The sequence below is a fragment of the Kitasatospora brasiliensis genome (assembly GCF_032654805.1).
GTDB lineage: Bacteria > Actinomycetota > Actinomycetes > Streptomycetales > Streptomycetaceae > Kitasatospora > Kitasatospora brasiliensis.
This window is the reverse complement of record NZ_JAUOOW010000006.1, coordinates 543,937-567,992: the sequence shown is the minus strand read 5'-3', so window position 1 is coordinate 567,992 and position 24,056 is coordinate 543,937. Positions and strand designations below refer to the sequence as shown.

The following is a 24,056-nucleotide window of genomic DNA, read 5'->3' as shown; positions in this document are numbered from 1 at the left end:
TCCCGGTGATGTCCCAGCCCCAGGGCCGGCGCGGATGAACGCACGGCGGGTGGGTGCGATCGGCCATCGGCCAGATCGCGGGTGTGCAGCTGTCCTCCCCGCCCCGGCGGCCGGGAAACCTTCCGGCGGGAGAAAGTTGCCTGTGTCACAGTCCAAGCGGACTGATGCGGGTGCGAACAGCTACCGCCGCCGACCCGGAGCGGAGTCCCGAGGCCGTGCCCGGGAGGCAGCTTATCGCTGCTTTACCGCCGGACCAGGCAGGATGGAGGCACCGTCGGAGCCGTGCGTCCGCTTCCGGGGCCGGCCTGGAGAAGGGACAACGACCGTGCGGGTTCTCGTCGTCGAGGACGAGCAGCTGCTTGCCGAGGCCGTCGCGACCGGCCTGCGCCGCGAGGCGATGGCCGTCGACGTGGTGTACGACGGGGAGGCCGCGCTCCAGCGCATCGCGGTCAACGACTACGACGTCGTCGTCCTGGACCGCGACCTTCCGCTGGTGCACGGGGACGACGTCTGCCGCAAGGTGGTCGAGCAGGGCCTGGCGACCCGGGTGATCATGCTGACCGCCTCCGGCGACATCAGCGACCGGGTCGAGGGCCTGGAGATCGGCGCGGACGACTACCTTCCGAAGCCGTTCGCCTTCAGTGAACTCGTCGCCCGCGTAAGGGCGCTGGGCCGCCGCGCGACCATCCCGCTGCCCCCGGTGCTGGAGCGGGCCGGCATCTCGCTCGACCCCGGCCGCCGCGAGGTGATCCGCGACGGACGCACCGTCCAGCTCGCCCCCAAGGAGTTCGCCGTCCTGGAGGTGCTGATGCGGGCCGGCGGCGCCGTCGTCTCCGCCGAGCAGCTCCTGGAGAAGGCCTGGGACGAGCACACCGACCCGTTCACCAACGTCGTGCGCGTCACCGTGATGACGCTGCGCCGCAAGCTCGGCGACCCGCCGGTGATCGTCACCGTGCCGGGCTCCGGCTACCGGATCTGACCACCGGAGTCCGCCCCGGCGGAACTCCCCTCCGACGAGGGACCCGCCCCCGAGGACTCCCCGCTGTACGCGCCCGCCCCGGCGGACGCCCCGAGAGGACCATCATGACCACCCCGCCCCCGGTCGGCGGGGCCTCCGGCGCGCCCGCCGGCGGTCCGCGTGCCGTTCCCCCCAGACCCGAGCACCCCCCGCGCCCGCCGCGCCTCCAGCCGCACCGCCCGGACACCTACGTCCCCGGCGACGGCATGCTCGCCTGGCTGCCCTTCCGCCCCACCATCCGGATGCGCCTCACCCTGCTCTACGGCGGGATGTTCCTGATGGCCGGCGTGGTGCTGCTGCTGCTGATGTACGTGTTCTTCCAGGACGCCGTCTCCTACCTGGCCCCGCGCAAGTTCTACTTCGACGGCGACATCATCGTCACCGGCCCCAACGGCACCGGCGTGTCGATGGACAGCGGCCAGTTCAACGGCTCGCAGTCGGCCTACTACCTGGCGCGCTCCGACTCCGCGCTCAACACGCTGCTGCGCAAGTCGCTCACCATGCTGGTCTGCCTCGCGATCATCGCCTTCGCCGCCGGGTACGCCCTGGCCGGCCGGGTGCTGCGCCCGCTCGGCCGGATCACCCGCACCGCCCGCGACGTCGCCTCCTCCGACCTGCACCGCCGGATCGAGCTGGACGGCCCGGACGACGAGCTCAAGGAGCTCGCCGACACCTTCGACGACATGCTGGACCGGCTGGACCGGTCCTTCGACTCCCAGCGCCGCTTCGTCGCCAACGCCTCGCACGAGCTGCGCACCCCGCTGGCGATCAACCGCACCCTGCTGGAGGTCCAGCTCTCCGACCCGGCGGCCTCGGCCGACCTCCAGCAGCTCGGAAAGACCCTGCTGGCCACCAACGAGCGCAGCGAGCAGCTGGTCGAGGGCCTGCTGCTGCTCGCCCGCAGCGAGAACGAGCTGACCGACCGGCGCCCGGTGGAGCTGTCCGAGGTGGCCACCCGGGCGCTGGAGCAGACCCGCAGCGAGGCCGCCAAGCGCGAGGTCGAGCTGCGCTCCAAGCTCGATCCGGCGGTGGCCTCCGGCAACGGCGTGCTGCTGGAGCGGCTCGCGCTCAACCTGCTCCAGAACGCCGTCCGCTACAACACCCCGGGCGGCTGGGTCGAGCTGGCCACCAACGCCGTGCCCGGCGGTGGCGAGCTGGTGGTCTCCAACACCGGCCCGGTGGTGCCCGGGTACGAACTGGAGCACATCTTCGAGCCGTTCCGCCGGATCAAGGGCGCCGACCGCACCCGCAGCGACAAGGGGGTCGGGCTCGGCCTGTCCATCGTCCGCTCGGTGGTGCGCGCCCACGGCGGCACCATCGAGGCCACGTCGCGCGCCGGCGGCGGACTCACCATGAGGGTCCGGATCCCCTCGCCGTAAAGGGTCCAACGCCCCTTCCGCGGGCGACCGCCTCCAGCCGCCCCCGCCAGGCCCGTCAAGACGACATCAGGCCTGGCGGGGGCGGCTTGTCATTTCCGGCCCGAGCAACTTACGGTGTCGTAACCTACGCAACCGTAGGTGAATCCGCCGGCGGTCCGCCGACGGGTCCGAACGACGTTGATCCAGTGCAGCGCGCCCGTCCCAGCGCGTGCCGTCCCCTCAGGAGCCAGACCGTGACCATCGCCCCTGTGCAGAGCAGCTCCTCGCTCGTATCGAGCGGCTGGACCGACGCGCGGCTGATCCTCGCCCTCGAAGAGGTCGTGGAGCAGGAGCTGAACCGCCACCTGGGCATCGCCAAGGAATGGATGCCCCACGAGTTCGTCCCGTGGAGCCAGGGCCGCGACTTCGACGGCGTGCTGGGCGGCGAGGCCTGGTCCCTGGAGCAGTCCCAGGTGACCGCGGTGGGCCGGGTGTCGCTGGTGGTGAACCTGCTGACCGAGGACAACCTGCCCAGCTACCACCACGAGATCGCGACCATGTTCGGCCGCGAGGGCGCCTGGGGCACCTGGGTGCACCGCTGGACGGCCGAGGAGGGCCGGCACGGGATAGCCATCCGCGACTACCTGCTCGCCACCCGGGCGGTCGACCCGGTGGAGCTGGAGCGGGCCCGGATGAGCCACATGTCGGAGGGCTTCGAGTCCGACAACGCGCACAGCATGCTGCACTCGGTCGCCTACGTGGCCTTCCAGGAGCTCGCCACCCGCATCGCGCACCGCAACACCGGCAAGTACGCCGGCGACCCGATCTGCGAGCAGCTGCTGGCGAAGATCGCCAACGACGAGAACCTGCACATGGTCTTCTACCGGAACCTGCTGAAGGCCGCCCTGGAGATCGCCCCCGACCAGGCCATGCGGGCCATCGCCGACGTGGTCACCGACTTCCGGATGCCCGGCCACGGAATCCCCGGCTTCGAGCGCGCCGCCGCGCAGATCGCCCTCGGTGGGGTGTACAACCTGCGCATCCACCACGACGACGTGCTCCAGCCGGTGCTGCGCCACCTCAAGGTGATGGAGATCGGAGGCCTCGGCCCGGAGGGCCTGCTGGCGCAGAACGAGCTCGGCGTCTTCCTGGACGGCCTGGACGGTCAGGCCCGGAAGTTCGAGGAGCGCCAGGCCGCCCTGCTGGCGCGTCGCGCGGCCCGGCGGAACGCCGGCTGAGTCGACGCACCGAACGGTCGGCCTGGGTGGATTTTCCGTGCTTTGCCCCGGAAGATTCTTAACGTGACCAAGCTCACACCGTGTCGCTCCACGATTTCGGGCAACCCCGGAGAGTGACAGCCTGCTCGGTGTCGCCGATTGCCGTCCGTGACCGGATTCCACCCCCGGCCCGGTCCGCGGAATCCTTCGGCGGCCCCGGCGGGCAAGGGATTCGGCAGGTGTCCGCACCCGCCGTGCTCACTGTGCGTGTCCGGTTTACCGGGGCTGTGGAGGGTCGACGATGGCCCAGCGTGAGGCCTTCCACAGCCCCGGGGATCACCCCGATGGAGCCCGGGCTGAGTGTCGATTGAGTAACAGGGCTTGAAGTAAGGCAAAATCTCCGCCTCGGGTCGGGCACAAGACCGACCCCCCATGCGTTACGTGCGCTGGAGATACCGCACACACCGCACAAACCCGGAGGGGGAGAGCGACAAATGGCAACCGACTACGACACCCCACGCAAGACCGACGACGAGCTCAACGAGGACAGCATCGAGGAGCTCAAGGCCCGTCGGAACGACAAGGGCGGCAGCTCTGTCGACGTCGACGAGTTCGACGCCGCCGAGGGCATGGAGCTGCCCGGCGCCGACCTCTCGAACGAGGAACTCGCCGTCCGCGTGCTGCCGAAGCAGGCCGACGAGTTCACCTGCATGAGCTGCTTCCTGGTGCACCACCGCAGCCAGCTCTACAGCGAGAAGAACGGCAACCCGATCTGCCGGGACTGCGGCGCCTGAGCACCGCGGCGGACAGGGCCCGGTGCCCGCGGCTGCGCCCGCGGGACCGGCACACCGCTCCTTCCGGCCCCGGGCAGCGGGGCCGGACGGCAGATCCGGGTGCCGTCCTACTGGACGGACCCGGCAGGACGGAGTCGGCCGGTGAACCGGTCAGGACAAAGTCGTAGGGACGGTCCCGCAGCAGCGGAACCGTCCCTCTCCGTTTGTCCGGACCCGGTCGGTCCGGCGTGTCCTGCGGTCCGGCGGGCGCGCGGCCGGCCGGACCGGCGCTCAGGTGCGGGCGCCGCGCCGGGCTTCCTCCAGCGCCTCCGCCAGCTTCATCGGCGAGCGGGTCGACAGGTAGAGGTACGGTGTCGGGTCGGCCGGATCGGTCACCTCGATCCGCAACGCCGTCGGGACGTAGCTGCGCAGCAGCATGAAGGCGCGCGGATCGGCCTTCGGGCCGCGCCAGGCCGCAGCCTCCGAAGGGCTCAGCGCCTGGGCCGCGCCGAGCGCGTCCACCGGGATCCGGGCCGGCCCGGCCACCAGCGAGCCCTGGACCACCCGGATGCGGACCGAGCCGTAACTGCTGATCGCGACCGCGCCGGCGGCGATGCCGACCACCAGGCCGATCAGCGCGGCCGGACCGCTGACCCGGATCAGGATCAGCGCGAGCGTGAGACCCATCGCGATCGGCAGCAGCCACCAGGAACGCGGCACCGTGAGGCGTTCGTCGTACATGCCCCCATTGTGGGCGCCCTGACGTCCGGCCCCGGACGCCACCCCCACCGCAGGCCCACTACCCCTGGGTAGGCTGGGGCCCCGTGACCGGTACGACAGCCCCCAGCACCCCCACCAACCGGCCGGCGCCCACGATGCCGGTGACCCCCACCACCCCGCCGCCGGACGCCGTCCTGCCGGAGCGCCACCCCCAGGCGCCCGCCCCCGGCACCCGGCTCGGCTCCCACTACGAGCACTGCTTCGGCTGCGGCCCGCAGCACCCCGGCGGCCTGCGGATCGACGCGGTCGCCGGAGAGGGACTCGACGTCACCGCCGAGTTCGCCGTCCGCGACGCCCACCAGGGCGGCCCCGGACTGGCCCACGGCGGCCTGCTGACGACGGCGATGGACGAGACCCTCGGAACGCTCAACTGGCTGCTGCACGCCCCCGCGGTGACCGGCCGGCTGGAGACCGACTTCCTCAGCCCGGTGCCCGTGGACTCGGTGCTGCACCTGCGCGCCTGGATCACCGGCGTGGCCGGCCGCAAGATCTACAGCGCCGCCGAGGCACGGATCGGCGGCCCGGACGGACCGGTGGCCGTGCGTGCTCACGCCCTCTTCATCCAGGTGAAACTGGAACACTTCACCACGCACGGTCGTCCCGAGGACATCGAGAAGGTCCTCGACGACCCGGATCTGATGAAGCGCGCACGAGCCTTTGAGGTGAACCCTTGAGCCACACCCCCCGCCCGCAGCTGGACGTCCTGATCAAGCGCATCGACCCCGAGCTGCCGCTGCCCGCCTACGCGCAGCCCGGGGACGCCGGCGCCGACCTGCGCACCACCGTCGACGCCGAGCTGGCTCCCGGTGAGCGGGCCGTCCTGCCCACCGGCATCGCCATCGCCCTGCCGGACGGCTACGCGGCCTTCGTCCACCCCCGTTCCGGGCTGGCAGCTCGTTGCGGAGTTGCTCTCGTGAACGCCCCGGGGACGGTCGATGCCGGGTACCGTGGAGAGATCAAGGTGATCGTCGTCAATCTGGACCCGCGCGAGGGGGTCAGCTTCCGCCGAGGGGACCGAATCGCCCAGCTGGTGATCCAGCAGGTCGAGAAGGCCCGCTTCCACGAGGTGGAGGAGCTGCCTGGGTCGGCACGCGCCGAGGGCGGGTTCGGGTCGACCGGCGGCCACGCCGGGGTCTAGCATGCCCGCGGCCTCGCAGGAAGCCGAGCAGGTATACGCATCGGTCTTGGACCGGGAAGGACAGTGACCGTGTTCCGTCGTCGCCAGAAGAGCGAGGACGCTGTCGAGCAGCTCGCCGACGACGCCATCAGCGCCGACGAGACGGCCGATGACGTCGAAGGTTCCGCCGAGAGCGAGAACGTGACCGAGCTGGACCCGGCCGACAGGGTCGGCCTGCCGCCGGCTCCCCGGCCGGACGGCCCGTGGGACCACTCCGAGCTGGAGAACCCCGAGGAGGGGCGAGTCGACCTCGGGGGTCTGCTGGTCCCCGGTGTCGAGGGCATGGAGCTTCGCGTCGAGGTCGCCGGTGACGCGATCGTGGCCGCGACCCTCGTGCTCGGCAACAGCGCCATCCAGCTCCAGGCCTTCGCGGCCCCGAAGTCGGAGGGCATCTGGGGGGAGGTCCGGGAGGAGATCGCCGGCGGCATCACCTCGCAGGGCGGCCTCATCGAGGAGGAGGAGGGCCCGCTGGGCTGGCACCTCCGCGCCCAGGTCCCGGTGCAGCTTCCGGACGGTACCCAGGGCGTGCAGCTGGTGCGCTTCGTCGGCTGCGACGGCCCGCGCTGGTTCCTGCGCGGTGTGATCTCCGGCCAGGCCGCGGTGCAGCCGGAGATGGCCGGAATCCTGGAGCAGGTCTTCCGGCAGACGGTCGTCGTGCGTGGCGAGTCCCCTATGGCTCCCCGCGACCCGATCGTGCTGAAGCTTCCCGAGGACGCCCAGATGGTCGCCGACGGCGGCGGGGCGACCGCGGCCGCCGGTGAGGGCGACAGCCGCTTCGGCGGTACCTCGCTCGACCCGTTCGCGCGCGGCCCGGAGATCACCGAGGTCCGCTGACCCGGTTCTGATCGGCCTGATCGCCCCTGCCCGGACTCCCGGGCGGGGGCGATTTGCATGTGGCGGGCCGGTGCCCGTACAGTTCCGGAGTCGCCGCGGGAGACCGGGGCGACAAAGCGGAAAGCGAATCCGATGAATGAAACTCCGGAAAACGGAGCGGAAAACATCTGATAAGCTGGGAACACGAAAGAACGAAGCCCGGAGGGCCTGCTGGAAGGCAGTCCGAAGGAAGCGTCCGTTCCTTGAGAACTCAACAGCGTGCCAAAAGTCAACGCCAGATATGTTGACATCCCCGGCCTCAGGTTTCCTGGGGTTGGAGATTCCTTTTGAAGTAAAACACTAGCGAGGACGCAGTGCGCGGGGCCGCCCTATTCCGGTGGTTGCCGTGCCGCTCAACGCGGGTGTCGACCCGATTACGGGTAAACATTCACGGAGAGTTTGATCCTGGCTCAGGACGAACGCTGGCGGCGTGCTTAACACATGCAAGTCGAACGGTGAAGCCCTTCGGGGTGGATCAGTGGCGAACGGGTGAGTAACACGTGGGCAATCTGCCCTGCACTCTGGGACAAGCCCTGGAAACGGGGTCTAATACCGGATATGACCTTCCTCCGCATGGGGGTTGGTGTAAAGCTCCGGCGGTGCAGGATGAGCCCGCGGCCTATCAGCTTGTTGGTGGGGTAATGGCCTACCAAGGCGACGACGGGTAGCCGGCCTGAGAGGGCGACCGGCCACACTGGGACTGAGACACGGCCCAGACTCCTACGGGAGGCAGCAGTGGGGAATATTGCACAATGGGCGAAAGCCTGATGCAGCGACGCCGCGTGAGGGATGACGGCCTTCGGGTTGTAAACCTCTTTCAGTAGGGAAGAAGCGCAAGTGACGGTACCTACAGAAGAAGCACCGGCTAACTACGTGCCAGCAGCCGCGGTAATACGTAGGGTGCGAGCGTTGTCCGGAATTATTGGGCGTAAAGAGCTCGTAGGCGGCCTGTCGCGTCGGATGTGAAAGCCCGGGGCTTAACCCCGGGTCTGCATTCGATACGGGCAGGCTAGAGTGTGGTAGGGGAGATCGGAATTCCTGGTGTAGCGGTGAAATGCGCAGATATCAGGAGGAACACCGGTGGCGAAGGCGGATCTCTGGGCCATTACTGACGCTGAGGAGCGAAAGCGTGGGGAGCGAACAGGATTAGATACCCTGGTAGTCCACGCCGTAAACGTTGGGAACTAGGTGTTGGCGACATTCCACGTCGTCGGTGCCGCAGCTAACGCATTAAGTTCCCCGCCTGGGGAGTACGGCCGCAAGGCTAAAACTCAAAGGAATTGACGGGGGCCCGCACAAGCAGCGGAGCATGTGGCTTAATTCGACGCAACGCGAAGAACCTTACCAAGGCTTGACATATGCCGGAAACACCTGGAGACAGGTGCCCCCTTGTGGTCGGTATACAGGTGGTGCATGGTTGTCGTCAGCTCGTGTCGTGAGATGTTGGGTTAAGTCCCGCAACGAGCGCAACCCTTGTTCTGTGTTGCCAGCATGCCTTTCGGGGTGATGGGGACTCACAGGAGACTGCCGGGGTCAACTCGGAGGAAGGTGGGGACGACGTCAAATCATCATGCCCCTTATGTCTTGGGCTGCACACGTGCTACAATGGTCGGTACAAAGGGCTGCGATGCCGTGAGGCGGAGCGAATCCCAAAAAGCCGGCCTCAGTTCGGATTGGGGTCTGCAACTCGACCCCATGAAGTTGGAGTTGCTAGTAATCGCAGATCAGCATGCTGCGGTGAATACGTTCCCGGGCCTTGTACACACCGCCCGTCACGTCACGAAAGTCGGTAACACCCGAAGCCGGTGGCCTAACCCGTAAGGGGAGGAGCCGTCGAAGGTGGGACCAGCGATTGGGACGAAGTCGTAACAAGGTAGCCGTACCGGAAGGTGCGGCTGGATCACCTCCTTTCTAAGGAGCACATAGCCGCTTGCAGGCGAATGTCCTGCACGGTTGCTCATGGGTGGAACGTTGACTATTCGGCACATTCGGTAAGGCCTGTCAGTACTGCTTCGGCGTGGAACACAGGGTCTTGGTGGGTGTGTCGGGCACGTTGTTGGGTCCTGAGGGAACGGGTTGACCGTTGTCTCAGTGCCGGCCTCACTTGAGGTGGTCTTCGGATCATCGAGGGTGTGTGACTGGTCGTTGTTTGAGAACTGCACAGTGGACGCGAGCATCTGTGGCCAAGTTTTTAAGGGCGCACGGTGGATGCCTTGGCACTAGGAACCGATGAAGGACGTGGGAGGCCGCGATAGGCCCCGGGGAGCTGTCAACCGAGCTTTGATCCGGGGGTGTCCGAATGGGGAAACCCGGCAGTCGTCATGGGCTGTCACCCGCTGCTGAACACATAGGCAGTGTGGAGGGAACGCGGGGAAGTGAAACATCTCAGTACCCGCAGGAAGAGAAAACAACCGTGATTCCGGGAGTAGTGGCGAGCGAAACCGGATGAGGCTAAACCGGAATGGTGTGAGACCCGGCAGGGGTTGCCGTTTCGGGGTCGTGGGATTCTTCTTGATCGGTCTGCCGGCCGGTCGGCGAGTCAGAAACCGTATGGGTAGTCGAAGGACATGCGAAAGGTCCGGCGTAGAGGGTAAGACCCCCGTAGACGAAATCTGTACGGCTCGCTTGGAGAACACCCAAGTAGCACGGGGCCCGAGAAATCCCGTGTGAATCTGGCGGGACCACCCGCTAAGCCTAAATATTCCCTAGTGACCGATAGCGGATAGTACCGTGAGGGAATGGTGAAAAGTACCGCGGGAGCGGAGTGAAATAGTACCTGAAACCGTGTGCCTACAAGCCGTGGGAGCGTCGTTCATCAGCTTTGCTGGTGGGCCGTGACTGCGTGCCTTTTGAAGAATGAGCCTGCGAGTTTGCGGTGTGTAGCGAGGTTAACCCGTGTGGGGTAGCCGTAGCGAAAGCGAGTCCGAATAGGGCGGTTGAGTTGCATGCCCAAGACCCGAAGCGGAGTGATCTAGCCATGGGCAGGTTGAAGCGCGGGTAAGACCGTGTGGAGGACCGAACCCACCAGGGTTGAAAACCTGGGGGATGACCTGTGGTTAGGGGTGAAAGGCCAATCAAACTCCGTGATAGCTGGTTCTCCCCGAAATGCATTTAGGTGCAGCGTCACGTGTTTCTTGCCGGAGGTAGAGCACTGGATAGGCGATGGGCCTTACCGGGTTACTGACCTTAGCCAAACTCCGAATGCCGGTAAGTGAGAGCGTGGCAGTGAGACTGTGGGGGATAAGCTCCATGGTCGAGAGGGAAACAGCCCAGAACACCGACTAAGGTCCCTAAGCGTGTGCTAAGTGGGAAAGGATGTGGAGTCGCAGAGACAACCAGGAGGTTGGCTTAGAAGCAGCCACCCTTGAAAGAGTGCGTAATAGCTCACTGGTCAAGTGATTCCGCGCCGACAATGTAGCGGGGCTCAAGCACATCACCGAAGTCGTGTCATTGCAGCATATAGGGCCAACGCCTGCTGTGATGGGTAGGGGAGCGTCGTGTGCCGGGTGAAGCGGCGGTGGAAACCAGTCGTGGACGGTATACGAGTGAGAATGCAGGCATGAGTAGCGATACAAGAGTGGGAAACTCTTGCGCCGATTGACCAAGGGTTCCTGGGTCAAGCTGATCTGCCCAGGGTAAGTCGGGACCTAAGGCGAGGCCGACAGGCGTAGTCGATGGACAACGGGTTGATATTCCCGTACCCGCTTTGAAGCGCCAACGCTGAACCTCTTGATGCTAAGCCCGTGAAGCCGTCCTGGAGCCTTCGGGCAAAGGGAAGTGGTGGAGCCGGTGACCCAACGGGGTAGTAGGTGAGCGATGGGGTGACGCAGGAAGGTAGTCCAGCCCGGGCGGTGGTTGTCCCGGGGTAAGGGTGTAGGCCGAGTGATAGGCAAATCCGTCACTCATTGAGGCTGAGACCTGATGCCGAGCCGATTGTGGTGAAGTGGATGATCCTATGCTGTCGAGAAAAGCCTCTAGCGAGTTTCATGGCGGCCCGTACCCCAAACCGACTCAGGTGGTCAGGTAGAGAATACCGAGGCGTTCGGGTGAACTATGGTTAAGGAACTCGGCAAAATGCCCCCGTAACTTCGGGAGAAGGGGGGCCATTCCTGGTGACGAGTCTTGCACTCTGAGCTGGGGGTGGCCGCAGAGACCAGCGAGAAGCGACTGTTTACTAAAAACACAGGTCCGTGCGAAGCCGTAAGGCGATGTATACGGACTGACGCCTGCCCGGTGCTGGAACGTTAAGGGGACCGGTTAGCTCTGATTCGTCAGGGCGAAGCTGAGAACTTAAGCGCCAGTAAACGGCGGTGGTAACTATAACCATCCTAAGGTAGCGAAATTCCTTGTCGGGTAAGTTCCGACCTGCACGAATGGCGTAACGACTTCTCGACTGTCTCAACCATAGGCCCGGTGAAATTGCATTACGAGTAAAGATGCTCGTTTCGCGCAGCAGGACGGAAAGACCCCGGGACCTTTACTATAGCTTGATATTGGTGTTCGGTTCGGCTTGTGTAGGATAGGTGGGAGACTGTGAAGCAGCAACGCCAGTTGTTGTGGAGTCGCCGTTGAAATACCACTCTGGTCGTGCTGGATGTCTAACCTGGGTCCGTGATCCGGATCAGGGACAGTGTCTGGTGGGTAGTTTAACTGGGGCGGTTGCCTCCTAAAGGGTAACGGAGGCGCCCAAAGGTTCCCTCAGCCTGGTTGGCAATCAGGTGTTGAGTGTAAGTGCACAAGGGAGCTTGACTGTGAGACTGACGGGTCGAGCAGGTACGAAAGTAGGGACTAGTGATCCGGCGGTGGCTTGTGGAAGCGCCGTCGCTCAACGGATAAAAGGTACCCCGGGGATAACAGGCTGATCTTCCCCAAGAGTCCATATCGACGGGATGGTTTGGCACCTCGATGTCGGCTCGTCGCATCCTGGGGCTGGAGTAGGTCCCAAGGGTTGGGCTGTTCGCCCATTAAAGCGGTACGCGAGCTGGGTTTAGAACGTCGTGAGACAGTTCGGTCCCTATCCGCTGTGCGCGTAGGAGTGTTGAGAAGGGCTGTCCCTAGTACGAGAGGACCGGGACGGACGAACCTCTGGTGTGCCAGTTGTCCTGCCAAGGGCATGGCTGGTTGGCTACGTTCGGGAGGGATAACCGCTGAAAGCATCTAAGCGGGAAGCCTGCTTCGAGATGAGCACTCCCACCTCCTTGAGAGGGTAAGGCTCCCAGTAGACGACTGGGTTGATAGGCCGGATATGGAAGCCCTGTGAGGGGTGGAGTTGACCGGTACTAATAGGCCGAGGGCTTGTCCTCAGTTGCTCGCGTCCACTGTGTTGTTCTGAAACAACGACCCGCCCGAATCCGGGTGTGCGGTGCACAGTTTCATAGTGTTTCGGTGGTCATAGCGTGAGGGAAACGCCCGGTTACATTCCGAACCCGGAAGCTAAGCCTCATAGCGCCGATGGTACTGCAAGGGGGACCTTGTGGGAGAGTAGGACGCTGCCGAACAATTCTTCTGAAGAACCCCCATCCGGGATCCGGATGGGGGTTCTTCGCATTTTCGGGCCTCGATCAGAGTTTGAGCTTGAATCCGACATGTGAGGCCGTGAAGCCGAGCCGCTCGTAGAAGCGGTGGGCGTCGGTGCGCGTCGCGTCGGAGGTGAGCTGGACGAGGGCGGCGCCGAGTTCCCGGGAGCGTTCGACGGCCCACTGGATCAATTCGGTGCCCAGTCCGCTGCCGCGTTCGTCGGCGTGGACGCGGACGCCCTCGATGATCGTGCGGGTGGCACCGGCCCGGGAGAGGCCCGGGACGAGGGTGAGTTGCAGGGTGCCGACGGTGCGGCCGGCCCGGTCGGCGACGACCAGGTGCTGGTGCGGGTCGCCGTCGATGCGGGCGAAGGCGGTGCGGTAGGGGGTGAGGTCGTCGGGGCTCTCGCGGGTGGCGCCCAGCGGGTCGTCGGCGAGCATGGCCACGATCGCCGGCAGATCCTCCGGCACGGCCCGTCGGATCGTCAGAACAGCCGTTTCAGTCATGATCAGAGACTAGAAGCACGCGATGTGCCCACCAACCCCTGTCTACGCCCGTAGCACCCCTTCACGGCCCTCCTGAAGGGCCGTGAGACCCCATTCCGTCACTCCCCGGGCTTCGCGCTGGTGATGACGGCGAAGACGGCGCCGTGCGGGTCGACGAGCTGGGCCAGCCGGCCGACTCCGTGGACGTCCATCGCAGGGATGCGCACGGTCGCGCCGAGGGTGGCGGCGATGGCGAGGCTGGCGTCGGCGTTGGGGACCTCGAAGTAGGGCAGCCAGTGCGAGGTGGTGCCGCGCGCGGTGTGCTCGGGGCCGAGCTGCATGATGCCGCCGTGGGCGTCGTCGGTGCCGCCGCCGGCGGGGGTGAGGACGGTGTACATCACCTCGCCGAGCGGGACGTCCTGTTCCTGCCAGTCGAAGACGGCGCGGTAGAAGGCCTTGGCGCGTTCGGCGTCGACGCTGTAGCACTCGGTCCAGCAGAGGCTGCCCTCCTCGGTGACGAGGTCCAGGCCGCGGGTGTCGTGCGGCTGCCAGACCGCGAAGTCGGCACCGGCCGGGTCGGTGTAGCCGGCCATCCGGCCCGCGGTGAAGACGTCGAAGGGGGCGAAGCGGACGCGGCCGCCGGACTGTTCGACCAGGGCCGTGGTGCGGTCGGCGTCCTCGGTGGCGAAGTAGAGCGTCCAGCCGGGTGAGGAGCCGTTCTCGGCGAGCGGGCCCAGGGCGGCGACGGTCCGGCCGTCGAGCTGGAAGAAGCCGTAGCCGCCGGCCTCGGGACCGGCCGAGTCGAAGGTCCAGCCGAACAGCGCGGTGTAGAAGTCGACGGACGCCCTGGGGTCCGGGCTGCTCAGGTCGAGCCAGTCCGGGGAACCGGGGCGGAAGTCGGTGTTGAGCATGGCGGCACTGCTCCTCGGACGGGGCCCGGGCGGGCGCGCGGTCGACGGCGGTCCCCCTCGGTGCCTCCCAGCCTGGCACCTCGGCCGGGGCGGTGCACGGCAGGGGCCGTGGCCGCGGGGCGGTCGGGCCTGTCGGGGCCGGGCGGTACGGTGCGTAGCGGAATGTTCCACCCGTACCGGTCGAAGGGGGTCCGGTGAGCAAGCAGACGGCGCAGTCCGGGCAGCAGGTGCCGCGCCAGCCGGCGCAGGTCGAGGGCGTGCTGGAGCGGATCACCTACGCCAACGAGGAGACCGGCTACACGGTGGCCCGGGTGGACACCGGCCGGGGCGCGAACGACCTGCTGACGGTGGTGGGCGCGCTGCTGGGGGCGCAGGTCGGGGAGTCGCTGCGGCTGCACGGGCGCTGGGGCTCGCACCCGCAGTACGGGCGGCAGTTCACGGTGGAGAACTACACGACGGTGCTGCCGGCCACCGTCCAGGGCATCCAGCGGTACCTGGGCTCGGGGCTGATCAAGGGGATCGGGCCGCGGTTCGCCGAGCGGATCGTGGAGCGCTTCGGGGTGGACACCCTGGAGGTGATCGAGAACGAGCCGGGTCGGCTGATCGAGGTGCCGGGGCTGGGGCCGAAGCGGACGAAGAAGATCGCGGCGGCCTGGGAGGAGCAGAAGGCCATCAAGGAGGTGATGGTCTTCCTGCAAGGGGTCGGGGTGTCCACCTCGCTGGCTGTGCGAATCTACAAACAGTACGGCGACGGCTCGATCGGGGTGGTGCGGAACGAGCCGTACCGGCTGGCCTCGGACGTCTGGGGCATCGGCTTCCTGACGGCGGACCGGATCGCCCAGGCGGTGGGCATCCCGCACGACAGCCCGGAGCGGGTGAAGGCCGGCCTCCAGTACGCGCTGTCGCAGAGCACCGACCAGGGGCACTGCTTCCTGCCGGAGGAGCGGCTGATCGCGGACGGGGTGAAGCTGCTCCAGGTGGACGTCGGGCTGGTGATCGACTGTCTGGCGGAGCTGGTGGCGGCCGAGGGGGTGGTGCGCGAGGCGGTCCCGGGGCAGGGCGGCGAGCCGGTCACCGCGGTCTACCTGGTGCCCTTCCACCGCGCGGAGATCTCGCTCGCCAACCAGCTGCTGCGGCTGCTGCGTTCGGACGAGGACCGGATGCCGTGGTTCGGGAACGTGGACTGGCCGGTCGCGCTGGACTGGCTGGCGAAGCGGACCGGGGCCGAGCTGGCGCCGGAGCAGGAGCAGTCGGTACGGCTCGCACTGACGGAGAAGGTCGGGGTGCTGACGGGCGGTCCGGGCTGCGGCAAGTCCTTCACGGTGAAGTCGATCGTGACACTGGCGCTGGCGAAGCGGGCCAAGGTGGTGCTGGCGGCGCCGACCGGCCGGGCGGCGAAGCGGCTGGCGGAGCTGACCGGGGTGGAGGCCTCGACGGTGCACCGGCTGCTGGAGCTGAAGCCGGGCGGGGATGCCGCGTACGACCGGGACCGGCCGCTGGACGCGGACCTGGTGGTGGTCGACGAGGCCTCGATGCTGGACCTGATCCTGGCCAACAAGCTGGTCAAGGCGGTGCCGATGGGCGCCCACCTGCTCTTCGTGGGGGACGTGGACCAGCTGCCCTCGGTGGGGGCCGGGGAGGTGCTGCGGGACCTGCTGGCCGAGGGCGGGCCGGTCCCCTCGGTGCGGCTGACCAGGATCTTCCGGCAGGCGCAGCAGTCCGGCGTGGTGACCAACGCGCACCGGATCAACGAGGGCAGGCCGCCGCTGACGGACGGTCTGGCGGACTTCTTCCTGTTCGCCGAGGACGACGCCGAGCGGGCGGCCGGGCTGACGGTGGACGTGGTGGCGCGCCGGATCCCGCAGAAGTTCGGCTTCGACCCGCGCCGGGACGTGCAGGTGCTGGCGCCGATGCACCGGGGCCCGGCGGGGGCGGGGAACCTGAACACCCTGCTCCAGGGGGCGGTGACGCCGGCCCGGGAGGGACTGGCCGAACGCCGCTTCGGCGGCCGTACGTTCCGGGTGGGGGACAAGGTCACCCAGATCCGCAACAACTACGACAAGGGGCGGAACGGCGTCTTCAACGGCACAGTGGGAGTGGTGACCGCCCTCAGCGTGGACGACCAGCGGCTGACGGTGCTCACCGACGAGGACGAGGAGGTGGCGTACGACTTCGACGAACTGGACGAGCTGGCCCACGCGTACGCGGTGACGATCCACCGCTCGCAGGGCAGTGAGTACCCGGTCGTGGTGATTCCGGTCACCATGTCCGCTTGGACGATGCTCCAGCGGAACCTGCTGTACACCGCCGTGACCAGGGCTCGGAAACTCGTGGTGCTGGTGGGGTCACGCAAGGCGATCGGACAGGCGGTCCGGGCCGTCAGCGCAGGTCGGAGGCATACCGCACTCGACCACCGGCTGACAGCTGGATGATTATCCAACGCGATGGTTGCCTCTAATGTTCTCTTGACGTGAAGAGATTTACGGCAGAGCCTAGGGTGGGTGCCGATCTTGTCCGGTTCGTACCGGCTGCGGCGGCAGGTTTTGTAGGGGAGGGCCCTATCGGGCCACCCCGGGTGCGCGACTGTCCTCCGGATGGGGGATGGTAGAGGCAGTCAGGGCACCTTGGAAGAGGATTCATTTCGTCGGTGAGGAAGACGTGAGCGACAACTCGGTAGTACTGCGGTACCAGGACGGCGAGTACGAGTACCCCGTCGTCGAGAGCACTGCGGGCAACTCCGGCTTCGACATCTCGAAGCTGCTCCCGCAGACCGGCCTGGTCACCCTGGACAACGGCTTCGGTAACACCGCCGCGTACAAGTCCGCGATCACCTTCGTGGACGGTGACAACGGCATCCTGCGGTACCGCGGCTACCCGATCGAGCAGCTTGCCTCCGATGGCGGCTTCATCGAGACCGCGTACCTCCTGATCAACGGCGAGCTGCCCAACGCGGACCAGCTGGCGGAGTTCAACCGCGAGATCACCCAGCACACCCTGCTGCACGAGGACGTCAAGCGCTTCTTCCAGGGCTTCCCGCGGGACGCCCACCCGATGGCCATGCTGTCCTCGGTGGTCGGCGCGCTGTCGACGTTCTACCCGGAGAGCCACAACCCGTTCGACGCGGACCAGCGCCACCTGTCGACCGTCCGCCTGCTGGCCAAGCTGCCGACGATCGCCGCGTACGCGTACAAGAAGGCGATGGGCCAGCCCTTCGTCTACCCGCGCAACGACCTGAGCTACGTCGAGAACTTCCTGCGGATGACCTTCGCGGTCCCCGCGGAGGACTACGAGCTCAACCCGGTCATCGTCAACGCGCTGGACAAGCTGCTCATCCTGCACGCGGACCACGAGCAGAACTGCTCGACCTCCACCGTGCGCCTGGTCGGCTCCAGCCACGCCAACCTGTTCGCCTCGATCTCGGCCGGCATCTCGGCCCTGTGGGGCCCGCTGCACGGCGGCGCCAACCAGGCCGTGCTGGAGATGCTGGAAGGCATCCAGAAGGACGGCGGCGACGTCGACGCCTTCATCGCGAAGGTGAAGAACAAGGAAGCCGGCGTCAAGCTGATGGGCTTCGGCCACCGGGTCTACAAGGCGTTCGACCCGCGCGCCGCCCAGGTCAAGCTGCTCGCGCACGAGGTGCTCGGCCAGCTCGGCAAGAGCGACGAGCTGCTCGACATCGCGCTCAAGCTGGAGGAGCACGCCCTCAAGGACGACTTCTTCATCTCGCGCAAGCTGTACCCGAACGTGGACTTCTACACCGGCCTGATCTACCGCGCCATGGGCTTCCCGACCAGCATGTTCACCGTGCTGTTCGCCCTCGGCCGGCTGCCGGGCTGGATCGCCCACTGGCACGAGATGATCAACGACCCGACCAGCCGGATCGGCCGTCCGCGCCAGATCTACACCGGCACCGCGATCCGCGACTACGTTCCGCTGGACGCCCGCTGACCGTAGCGGAGCCGACCACCGGCCCGCGCGGAAGCTGAGAGGGGCCCGGCCGCTTCGAGCGGCCGGGCCCCTTCGCGTCCCGGTGACGTGCCCCGAGGGGCCCGCGCGGGGACGGAACCGAACGGCGCACGACTCCGGGGTCGGCCGCAGCCCGAGACGGCCGCTCAAAGCGTCCCTGGCCCGCCAGAACCCCGGCGTCGTGCGCGAAGGCCGTCGAGGTCGACGACCATTCCCGGGGCCCGCCGGAGCCCCGTCGGCGACAGCCGTCGGAAGCGCGGGGACACGTTGCCGTTCAGCGTGTCCCCGCCCGTCGGAAAAACTGCCGCACTACCAACCTAAGACGTATCAGGGTGCGAGAAGTTACGCCCGGGGGGTGTGAGCTGCCTCTCGCCACGCTCCGTGTGCGCGTCGTACCACGCCCATATCACACGTTCACACCGGCCGGACGTCACCCTCCCCGCAGTCACGGCAACCGAGCGTGATAGGAATCGTGGCATTCCGGTACGGACCGTCGCGCACATTCGCCGTGCGACGGCGGAACTGGGGAGGGAGTGGGCAGATGGCCAGGAACGTCGTCGTCACCGGCGGTGGCACGGGAATCGGGTACGAAGTCACGCGGCGGTTCGTCGAGGCCGGCGACCACGTGGTGATCGTGGGCCGACGCCGAGAGGTCCTGGAGAAGGCCGCGGCCGACCTCGGGCCGAACGTCACCCCGCTGGTGTGCGACCTCGCCGATCCGGACGCCGTCGAGGCCGCGCTCCCCCGACTGCCCGAGCGGATCGACGTCCTGGTCAACAACGCCGGCAGCCGGGAGACGGTGGTCGGTGGCGGGCCGCACGCCCTGCTGGCGCGCTGGCGGGGGGACTTCGAGCGCAACGTGTTGACCGTGGTGCTGCTCACCGAGTCGGTCCGCGACCGGTTCACCCCGGGCTCCGGCCGGGTCGTCACAGTCAGCTCGATCGCCGCCCTGCGCGGGGCCGGCTCGTACGGTGCGGCGAAGGCCTCGCTGCACGCCTGGAACCACTTCCTGGCCGCCCAGTTGGGCACCTCGGGGATCACCGCCAACATCGTCGCGCCGGGCACCGTCGCGGGCACCGAGTTCTTCGGGCCGCGGCTGGACGAGGCCGAGGTCTCCCGCCGGGCGGCCCGCACGCTGCTCGGGCGGATCGGCGAGTCTGGGGAGGTCGCGGCCGCGGTGCACTTCCTGGCCTCGCCCGAGGCCGGGTTCATCACCGGCGAGATCCTGCACTGCAACGGCGGGGAGCTGCTGGGGCGTTGAGGCGTCGAGCGTAGGCGCGAGGGCCCGGACCGGGGAGTCGGTCCGGGCCCTCGCGCTTACGGGCTCAGGCGGGCTGGAAGCGGCGCAGCCGCAGGCTGTTGGTGACCACGAAGACCGAGGAGAAGGCCATCGCGGCCCCCGCGATCATCGGGTTGAGCAGGCCGGCGGCGGCCAGCGGGATCGCCGCCACGTTGTAGCCGAACGCCCAGAACAGGTTGCCCTTGATGGTGCCCAGGGTGCGGCGGGAGAGCCGGATGGCGTCGGCCGCCGAGCGCAGGTCGCCGCGGACCAGGGTCAGGTCGCCGGCCTCGATCGCGGCGTCGGTGCCGGTGCCCATCGCCAGGCCCAGGTCGGCCTGGGCGAGCGCGGCCGCGTCGTTGACGCCGTCGCCGACCATCGCCACGGCCCGGCCCTCGGCCTGGAGCCGCCTGATCGTGGCCACCTTGTCCTGCGGCATGACCTCGGCGATCACGTGCTCCGGATCGATGCCGACCTCGGCCGCCACCGCCTCGGCGACCAGCTTGTTGTCACCGGTCAGCAGCACCGGGGTCAAGCCCAGCTCACGCAGCCTGCGGACGGCCTCGGCGCTGGTCGGCTTGACCGCGTCGGCGACCTCCAGCACGGCCCGCGCCTCGCCGTCCCAGCCGACCACGACCGCGGTGCGGCCGGCCGCCTCGGCGGCGGCCTTGGCGCGGGCCAGGGGCGGCGGCAGGTGCCGCGCGCGGTCGACGGGCAGGGTCTCGCGCCCGGCGACCACCGTGTGGCCCGCCACGACCCCCTGAACGCCCCGTCCGGGGATGCCGCGGAACTCCGTGACGGCCGGCAGTTCGCCCGCCGCGGCGGCCGCTTCGGCGATCGCCCGGGCGATCGGATGCTCGGAGGCGTGCTCGACGGCGCCGGCCAGCCGCAGCGCCTCGGCCTCGGTGGTGCCGGCCGTGGTGTGGACGGCGAGCAGGGTCATCCGTCCGGTGGTGACGGTGCCGGTCTTGTCGAGGACGACGGTGTCCACCGTACGGGTGGTTTCCAGCACCTCGGGGCCCTTGATCAGGATGCCCAGCTGGGCGCCGCGGCCGGTGCCGACCATGAGCGCCGTCGGGGTGGCCAGGCCCAGCGCGCACGGGCAGGCGATGATCAGCACGGCGACGGCGGCCGTGAACGCCTCGGCGGGGTTGTCGGTGGCCGGCAGCCAGACCACCAGGGTGGCCAGGGCGATCAGGATGACCACCGGGACGAAGACGGCGGAGATCCGGTCCGCCAGCCGCTGGGCGGCGGCCTTGCCGTTCTGGGCCTCCTCGACCAGCCTGGCCATCCGGGCGAGCCGGGTGTCCGCGCCGACCCGGGTGGCCTCGACCACCAGGCGCCCGCCCGCGTTGACGGTGGCACCGGTGACCTCGTCGCCGACGGCGACCTCGACCGGGACGGACTCGCCGGTGAGCATCGAGACGTCCACGGCGGAGCTGCCCTCGACCACCGTGCCGTCGGTGGCGATCTTCTCGCCGGGGCGGACGACGAAGCGGGTGCCGACGGCGAGCCGGTCCACCGGCAGCCGTACCTCCCGGCCGCCCTGGAGGACCGCGACGTCCTTGGCGCCGAGGTCGAGCAGGGCGCGCAGCGCGGCGCCGGCCCGGCGCTTGGAGCGGGCCTCCAGGTGGCGGCCGAGCAGGATCAGCACGGTGACGGCGGCGGCGGTCTCCAGGTAGAGCGCGGCGGAGGCGTCGGTGGCGCCGACGGACAGGGTGAAGTCGTGGTGCGTCCCGAGCCGGCCGGCGTGGCCCCCGAACAGCGCCCAGCAGGACCAGCCGAAGGCGGCCAGGGTGCCGAGCGAGACCAGGGTGTCCATGGTCGCGGCGCCGTGCCGCAGGTTGGTCCAGGCGGCGCGGTGGAAGGGCAGGCCGCCGTACCCGACGACCGGGACGGTGAGGGCGAAGGCCGGCCACTGCCAGCCGGTGAACTGGAGGGCCGGGACCATCGACAACAGGACCACCGGGACGCTGAGGACGGCGCTGATCAGCAGCCGGTCGCGCAGTGGATCGGCACGCGCGGAGCGCTCGGGGGCGGCGGGGGCCGGGGGTGGCGGGAGCTCCGCCGAGTAGCCGGTGCGCTCGACCGTGGCGATCAGGTCCTCGACCGTCGTCCCGGGGCCGAAGTCGACCCGGGCCTTCTCGGTGGCGAAGTTGACGGTCGCCTCGACGCCGTCCAGCCGGTTGAGCTTCTTCTCGATCCGGGCCGCGCAGGAGGCGCAGGTCATCCCGCCGATGGCCAGCTCGACCCGGTCCCGGGCCCTGACGTCCGGGGCGGACGTGCTCATGCGGATCAGCTCCTCGGTGCGGGTGGACGGCGGGGCGCCCCGCGGAGGCCCCCGCCGTGCCGGGTGGTCAGGCGCTGCGGCCGACCAGCTCGTAGCCGGCCTCGTCGATCGCGGCGCGCACCTGCTCGTCGTCCAACGGGGCGGCGGAGGAGATCGTCACGGTACCGGCCGAGGCGTCGGCGGAGACGTCGGTGACCCCGGCCAGGGCCGAGACCTCCTCGCTGATCGCCTTCTCGCAGTGGCCGCAGCTCATGCCGGACACGGTGTAGGTGATGGTGCTGGACATCGGGAGGCCTCCGGGAGGTCCGGGCGGTCCGGGACGGTTTCGTCCCGGGGCGCGGCGCTGGCAACGACTTTTCCTGACACCATACCCCCTCGGGGTATCCCGGGATTCGGTGGGGTTGGGATGACCGGCATCGTTCGTGTCGTGGGAACCCGGGTCGGTCGGGCCGTCGCGGTGATCGTCCCTTATGTTCGGTATGTGTTTCCGCTCCGCCGCGCCCAGTCTCCCTCGGCTCCCACGGCAGCCGGGCTGCCGCCGGACCGGCAGCGCGGCGCCCTGCTCGCCGCCGACCTCCAGGACGTCCCGTTCTGGCGCCGGGCGAGTCCGGCGCTGGTCGCCGTCCTGCTGGTCGCGCTCGCGGACTTCCTCTCCGGCAAGGACCGCTACCTCGCCCCGCTGATGACCGTGGTGCCGACCGTCGCGGCGCTGACCCTCAAGCCCGGCGAACTGATCCTGGTCTGCTCGCTCGGGCTGTTCGCGGTGTTCGGGCTCAGCTACCACGACCAGACCTACAACATCAACGATGCCCGATTCCTGTACGGGGCGATGGTCAGCTACGTCGTGCTGACGGTCTTCTCGGCCTGGGTCGCCAAGATCCGGATGCGGCGCGCGGCGGCCTTCGCGGCCGTCAGCTCCGTCGCCGAGGCCGCCCAGCGGGCCCTGCTGCAACTGCCGGGGCCGACGGTCGGACCGCTGCGGCTCGCGGTGCGGTACGTGTCGGCGGCGGACGCCTCACGGATCGGCGGGGACCTGTACTCGGTGCTTGAGACCCCGCACGGGACCCGGGTCGCCGTCGGGGACGTCCGGGGCAAGGGCCTGGCGGCGGTGCAGACCGCGGCGGTGGTGCTGGGCGCGTTCCGCGAGGCGGCGTACGACGAGGCCGGGCTGCGGGGCGTCGCGGCGCGGATCGAGGCCAGCGTCGAACGGCACGTACCGGACGGGGAGTTCACCACGGCGCTGTTCGCGGAGTTCCGTACGCCGGGGACGATGGAGCTGTTGCAGTACGGGCACGTGCCGCCGATCCGGGTGGACGGGGAGGGCCGGGCCCACGTCCTGGACGCGCCGGACCCGTGGGTGCCGCTGGGGCTCGGCCGGCTGGCGGCGGGGGAACCGACCACCTGGGGGCAGCCGTTCGGGGCCGAGGACGTGCTGGTGCTCTGCACGGACGGGGTGATCGAGGCACGGCACCGGGAGAGCGGGGAGTTCTATCCGCTGGCGGAGCGGGTGGGAGCCCTGGTGCGGGGCGCCGCGCGCTCGGCGGGGGAGCTGGAGGCGGCGGTGGGGCGGGTGTACGCGGATCTGCTGGCGCACACGGGCGGGGAGCTGCGGGACGACGCGCTGCTGTTGCTGATCGCGCGGACGGACGGGTGAGGGGCACGCCGAGGGCGCTTCGGGGACCGGGGGAGTCGGGGCTCGGAGCGCGGGCCCGGAGCCTTCCGCTTCGCGCGGTTCCCCAGCGCCCCTGTCGGGGTGCCGGGGAACCGTGGGGGACGGGCCTCAAGCGGTGGTGACGTCGGCGAGGGCGCGGAAGACGAGGGCGGTGGAGGTGGCGCCCGGGTCCTGGTGGCCGATGCTGCGTTCGCCGAGGTAGGAGGCGCGGCCCTTGCGGGCCTGGAGCGGGATGGTGTCGCGGGCGCCCTGTTCGGCGGCGTCGGCGGCCGCGGCGGCGGCCCGGGGCAGGCCGGCTCCGGTGGCGGCCGCGGCGCGGAAGGCGGCGACGGCCGGCGTCCAGGCGTCCACGATGGTCTTGTCGCCGACCTCGGCCTTGCCGAGGAGGCGGACGGCGTCCAGGCCGGCCGACAGGGCCTCGGCGACGGCGGTCGGGTCGGCCGGTTCGGGCAGGGCGGCGCCGATGGCGCGGAAGGCCTTGCCGTAGAGCGGGCCGGAGGCGCCGCCGACCTTGGAGATGAGCGTGGTGCCGGTCTTGGTGAGGACCGCGCCGGGGCCGTCCGGCCGGAGGGCGTTCAGGGCGGTCAGCGCGGCGGTGAAGCCGCGTTGGAGGTTGCTGCCGTGGTCGCCGTCGCCGATCGCGGAGTCCAGCTCGGTGAGCCGGGACTGCTCCTTCTCGACGGCCGCCGCGATCGCGCGGATCCAGGCCTCGGCCAGCGGGGTGTCGAAGTCCATCGGGT

The 24,056-nt window shown here is 68.8% G+C and carries 17 protein-coding genes and 3 rRNA genes; 14 read left to right on the top strand and 6 right to left on the bottom strand.

Going from position 1 to position 24,056, the window contains the following annotated elements:
- The first annotated feature begins 325 nt into the window (after positions 1-325).
- From QWJ13_RS25355 to QWJ13_RS25340, 4 genes are all read left to right on the top strand, one after another.
- Positions 326-979, top strand: coding sequence for a response regulator transcription factor (locus QWJ13_RS25355; RefSeq protein WP_030057689.1), 654 nt, complete (start codon positions 326-328; stop codon positions 977-979).
- 104 nt (positions 980-1,083) lie between these two features.
- Positions 1,084-2,397: a sensor histidine kinase gene (locus QWJ13_RS25350; protein WP_316527261.1), complete on the top strand. Its 1,314-nt coding sequence runs from the start codon at positions 1,084-1,086 to the stop codon at positions 2,395-2,397.
- Between the two features lie 233 nt (positions 2,398-2,630).
- A complete protein-coding gene (locus QWJ13_RS25345) occupies positions 2,631-3,614 on the top strand; it encodes an acyl-ACP desaturase (protein ID WP_316527260.1) in 984 nt (327 codons plus the stop codon).
- Between the two features lie 473 nt (positions 3,615-4,087).
- Positions 4,088-4,387, top strand: a complete 300-nt coding sequence (locus QWJ13_RS25340) for a DUF4193 domain-containing protein (protein WP_030285479.1) — start codon at positions 4,088-4,090, stop codon at positions 4,385-4,387.
- A 270-nt stretch (positions 4,388-4,657) separates the two neighbouring features.
- Here the strand turns inward: QWJ13_RS25340 and QWJ13_RS25335 are convergent, their stop codons facing one another.
- A complete protein-coding gene (locus tag QWJ13_RS25335; RefSeq protein WP_316527258.1) occupies positions 4,658-5,107 on the bottom strand; it encodes a DUF3093 domain-containing protein in 450 nt (149 codons plus the stop codon).
- Between the two features lie 134 nt (positions 5,108-5,241).
- On the opposite strand from QWJ13_RS25335, the gene QWJ13_RS25330 reads away from it, so the two are divergent.
- The 6 genes from QWJ13_RS25330 (at position 5,242) to rrf (ending at position 12,694) form a co-directional block, all read left to right on the top strand.
- Positions 5,242-5,820, top strand: coding sequence for a PaaI family thioesterase (locus QWJ13_RS25330; RefSeq protein WP_316527407.1), 579 nt, complete (start codon positions 5,242-5,244; stop codon positions 5,818-5,820).
- Positions 5,817-6,284, top strand: coding sequence for a dUTP diphosphatase (gene dut / locus QWJ13_RS25325; protein WP_316527257.1), 468 nt, complete (start codon positions 5,817-5,819; stop codon positions 6,282-6,284). Before QWJ13_RS25330 ends, dut begins: the two co-directional genes overlap by 4 nt.
- A 69-nt stretch (positions 6,285-6,353) precedes the next feature.
- A complete protein-coding gene (locus QWJ13_RS25320; protein ID WP_316527256.1) occupies positions 6,354-7,157 on the top strand; it encodes a DUF3710 domain-containing protein in 804 nt (267 codons plus the stop codon).
- 426 nt (positions 7,158-7,583) lie between these two features.
- Positions 7,584-9,107 (top strand): 16S ribosomal RNA (locus tag QWJ13_RS25315).
- Between the two features lie 270 nt (positions 9,108-9,377).
- Positions 9,378-12,499: ribosomal RNA gene (locus tag QWJ13_RS25310) — 23S ribosomal RNA — on the top strand.
- Between the two features lie 78 nt (positions 12,500-12,577).
- Positions 12,578-12,694, top strand: a 5S ribosomal RNA gene (gene rrf / locus QWJ13_RS25305).
- The 16S, 23S and 5S rRNA genes sit together here, the layout of an rRNA operon.
- A gap of 63 nt (positions 12,695-12,757) precedes the next feature.
- On the opposite strand, the gene QWJ13_RS25300 is transcribed toward rrf, so the two are convergent.
- Positions 12,758-13,219, bottom strand: coding sequence for a GNAT family N-acetyltransferase (locus tag QWJ13_RS25300; protein WP_316527255.1), 462 nt, complete (start codon positions 13,217-13,219; stop codon positions 12,758-12,760).
- A gap of 98 nt (positions 13,220-13,317) precedes the next feature.
- On the bottom strand, positions 13,318-14,109 hold the full coding sequence (locus QWJ13_RS25295) for a VOC family protein (protein WP_316527254.1): 792 nt from the start codon (positions 14,107-14,109) through the stop codon (positions 13,318-13,320).
- Between the two features lie 194 nt (positions 14,110-14,303).
- Here QWJ13_RS25295 and recD2 point away from each other — a divergent pair, with 194 nt between their 5' ends.
- From recD2 to QWJ13_RS25280, 3 genes are all read left to right on the top strand, one after another.
- Entirely contained in the window at positions 14,304-16,541 is a 2,238-nt protein-coding gene (gene recD2 / locus QWJ13_RS25290; protein WP_316527253.1) for an SF1B family DNA helicase RecD2, read from the top strand.
- 226 nt (positions 16,542-16,767) lie between these two features.
- A complete protein-coding gene (locus tag QWJ13_RS25285; RefSeq protein WP_316527252.1) occupies positions 16,768-18,057 on the top strand; it encodes a citrate synthase in 1,290 nt (429 codons plus the stop codon).
- 559 nt (positions 18,058-18,616) lie between these two features.
- Entirely contained in the window at positions 18,617-19,336 is a 720-nt protein-coding gene (locus tag QWJ13_RS25280; RefSeq protein ID WP_316527251.1) for an SDR family NAD(P)-dependent oxidoreductase, read from the top strand.
- A gap of 64 nt (positions 19,337-19,400) precedes the next feature.
- Here the strand turns inward: QWJ13_RS25280 and QWJ13_RS25275 are convergent, their stop codons facing one another.
- Together QWJ13_RS25275 and QWJ13_RS25270 are read right to left on the bottom strand one after the other, a co-directional pair.
- Positions 19,401-21,644 carry a heavy metal translocating P-type ATPase gene (locus tag QWJ13_RS25275; RefSeq protein WP_316527250.1) on the bottom strand — a complete coding sequence of 748 codons (2,244 nt, stop codon included), beginning with the start codon at positions 21,642-21,644 and terminating at the stop codon, positions 19,401-19,403.
- A 67-nt stretch (positions 21,645-21,711) separates the two neighbouring features.
- A complete protein-coding gene (locus QWJ13_RS25270; protein ID WP_316527249.1) occupies positions 21,712-21,930 on the bottom strand; it encodes a heavy-metal-associated domain-containing protein in 219 nt (72 codons plus the stop codon).
- A gap of 195 nt (positions 21,931-22,125) precedes the next feature.
- On the opposite strand from QWJ13_RS25270, the gene QWJ13_RS25265 reads away from it, so the two are divergent.
- Entirely contained in the window at positions 22,126-23,298 is a 1,173-nt protein-coding gene (locus tag QWJ13_RS25265) for a PP2C family protein-serine/threonine phosphatase (RefSeq protein ID WP_316527248.1), read from the top strand.
- 126 nt (positions 23,299-23,424) lie between these two features.
- Here QWJ13_RS25265 and dhaL read toward each other — a convergent pair whose 3' ends face one another.
- Positions 23,425-24,051 (bottom strand): dihydroxyacetone kinase subunit DhaL, encoded by a 627-nt coding sequence (gene dhaL / locus QWJ13_RS25260; protein ID WP_316527247.1) that lies wholly within the window; start codon positions 24,049-24,051, stop codon positions 23,425-23,427.
- Between the last annotated feature and the right edge of the window lie 5 nt (positions 24,052-24,056).

Coding starts and splice junctions, on each gene's coding strand:
- dhaL (WP_316527247.1), bottom strand. CDS start 24,051: ATGGACTTCGACACCCCGCTGGCCGAGGCCTGGATCCGCGCGATCGCG.
- QWJ13_RS25280 (WP_316527251.1), top strand. CDS start 18,617: ATGGCCAGGAACGTCGTCGTCACCGGCGGTGGCACGGGAATCGGGTAC.
- QWJ13_RS25270 (WP_316527249.1), bottom strand. CDS start 21,930: ATGTCCAGCACCATCACCTACACCGTGTCCGGCATGAGCTGCGGCCAC.
- QWJ13_RS25350 (WP_316527261.1), top strand. CDS start 1,084: ATGACCACCCCGCCCCCGGTCGGCGGGGCCTCCGGCGCGCCCGCCGGC.
- QWJ13_RS25275 (WP_316527250.1), bottom strand. CDS start 21,644: ATGAGCACGTCCGCCCCGGACGTCAGGGCCCGGGACCGGGTCGAGCTG.
- QWJ13_RS25330 (WP_316527407.1), top strand. CDS start 5,242: ATGCCGGTGACCCCCACCACCCCGCCGCCGGACGCCGTCCTGCCGGAG.
- QWJ13_RS25335 (WP_316527258.1), bottom strand. CDS start 5,107: ATGTACGACGAACGCCTCACGGTGCCGCGTTCCTGGTGGCTGCTGCCG.
- QWJ13_RS25295 (WP_316527254.1), bottom strand. CDS start 14,109: ATGCTCAACACCGACTTCCGCCCCGGTTCCCCGGACTGGCTCGACCTG.
- QWJ13_RS25300 (WP_316527255.1), bottom strand. CDS start 13,219: ATGACTGAAACGGCTGTTCTGACGATCCGACGGGCCGTGCCGGAGGAT.
- QWJ13_RS25340 (WP_030285479.1), top strand. CDS start 4,088: ATGGCAACCGACTACGACACCCCACGCAAGACCGACGACGAGCTCAAC.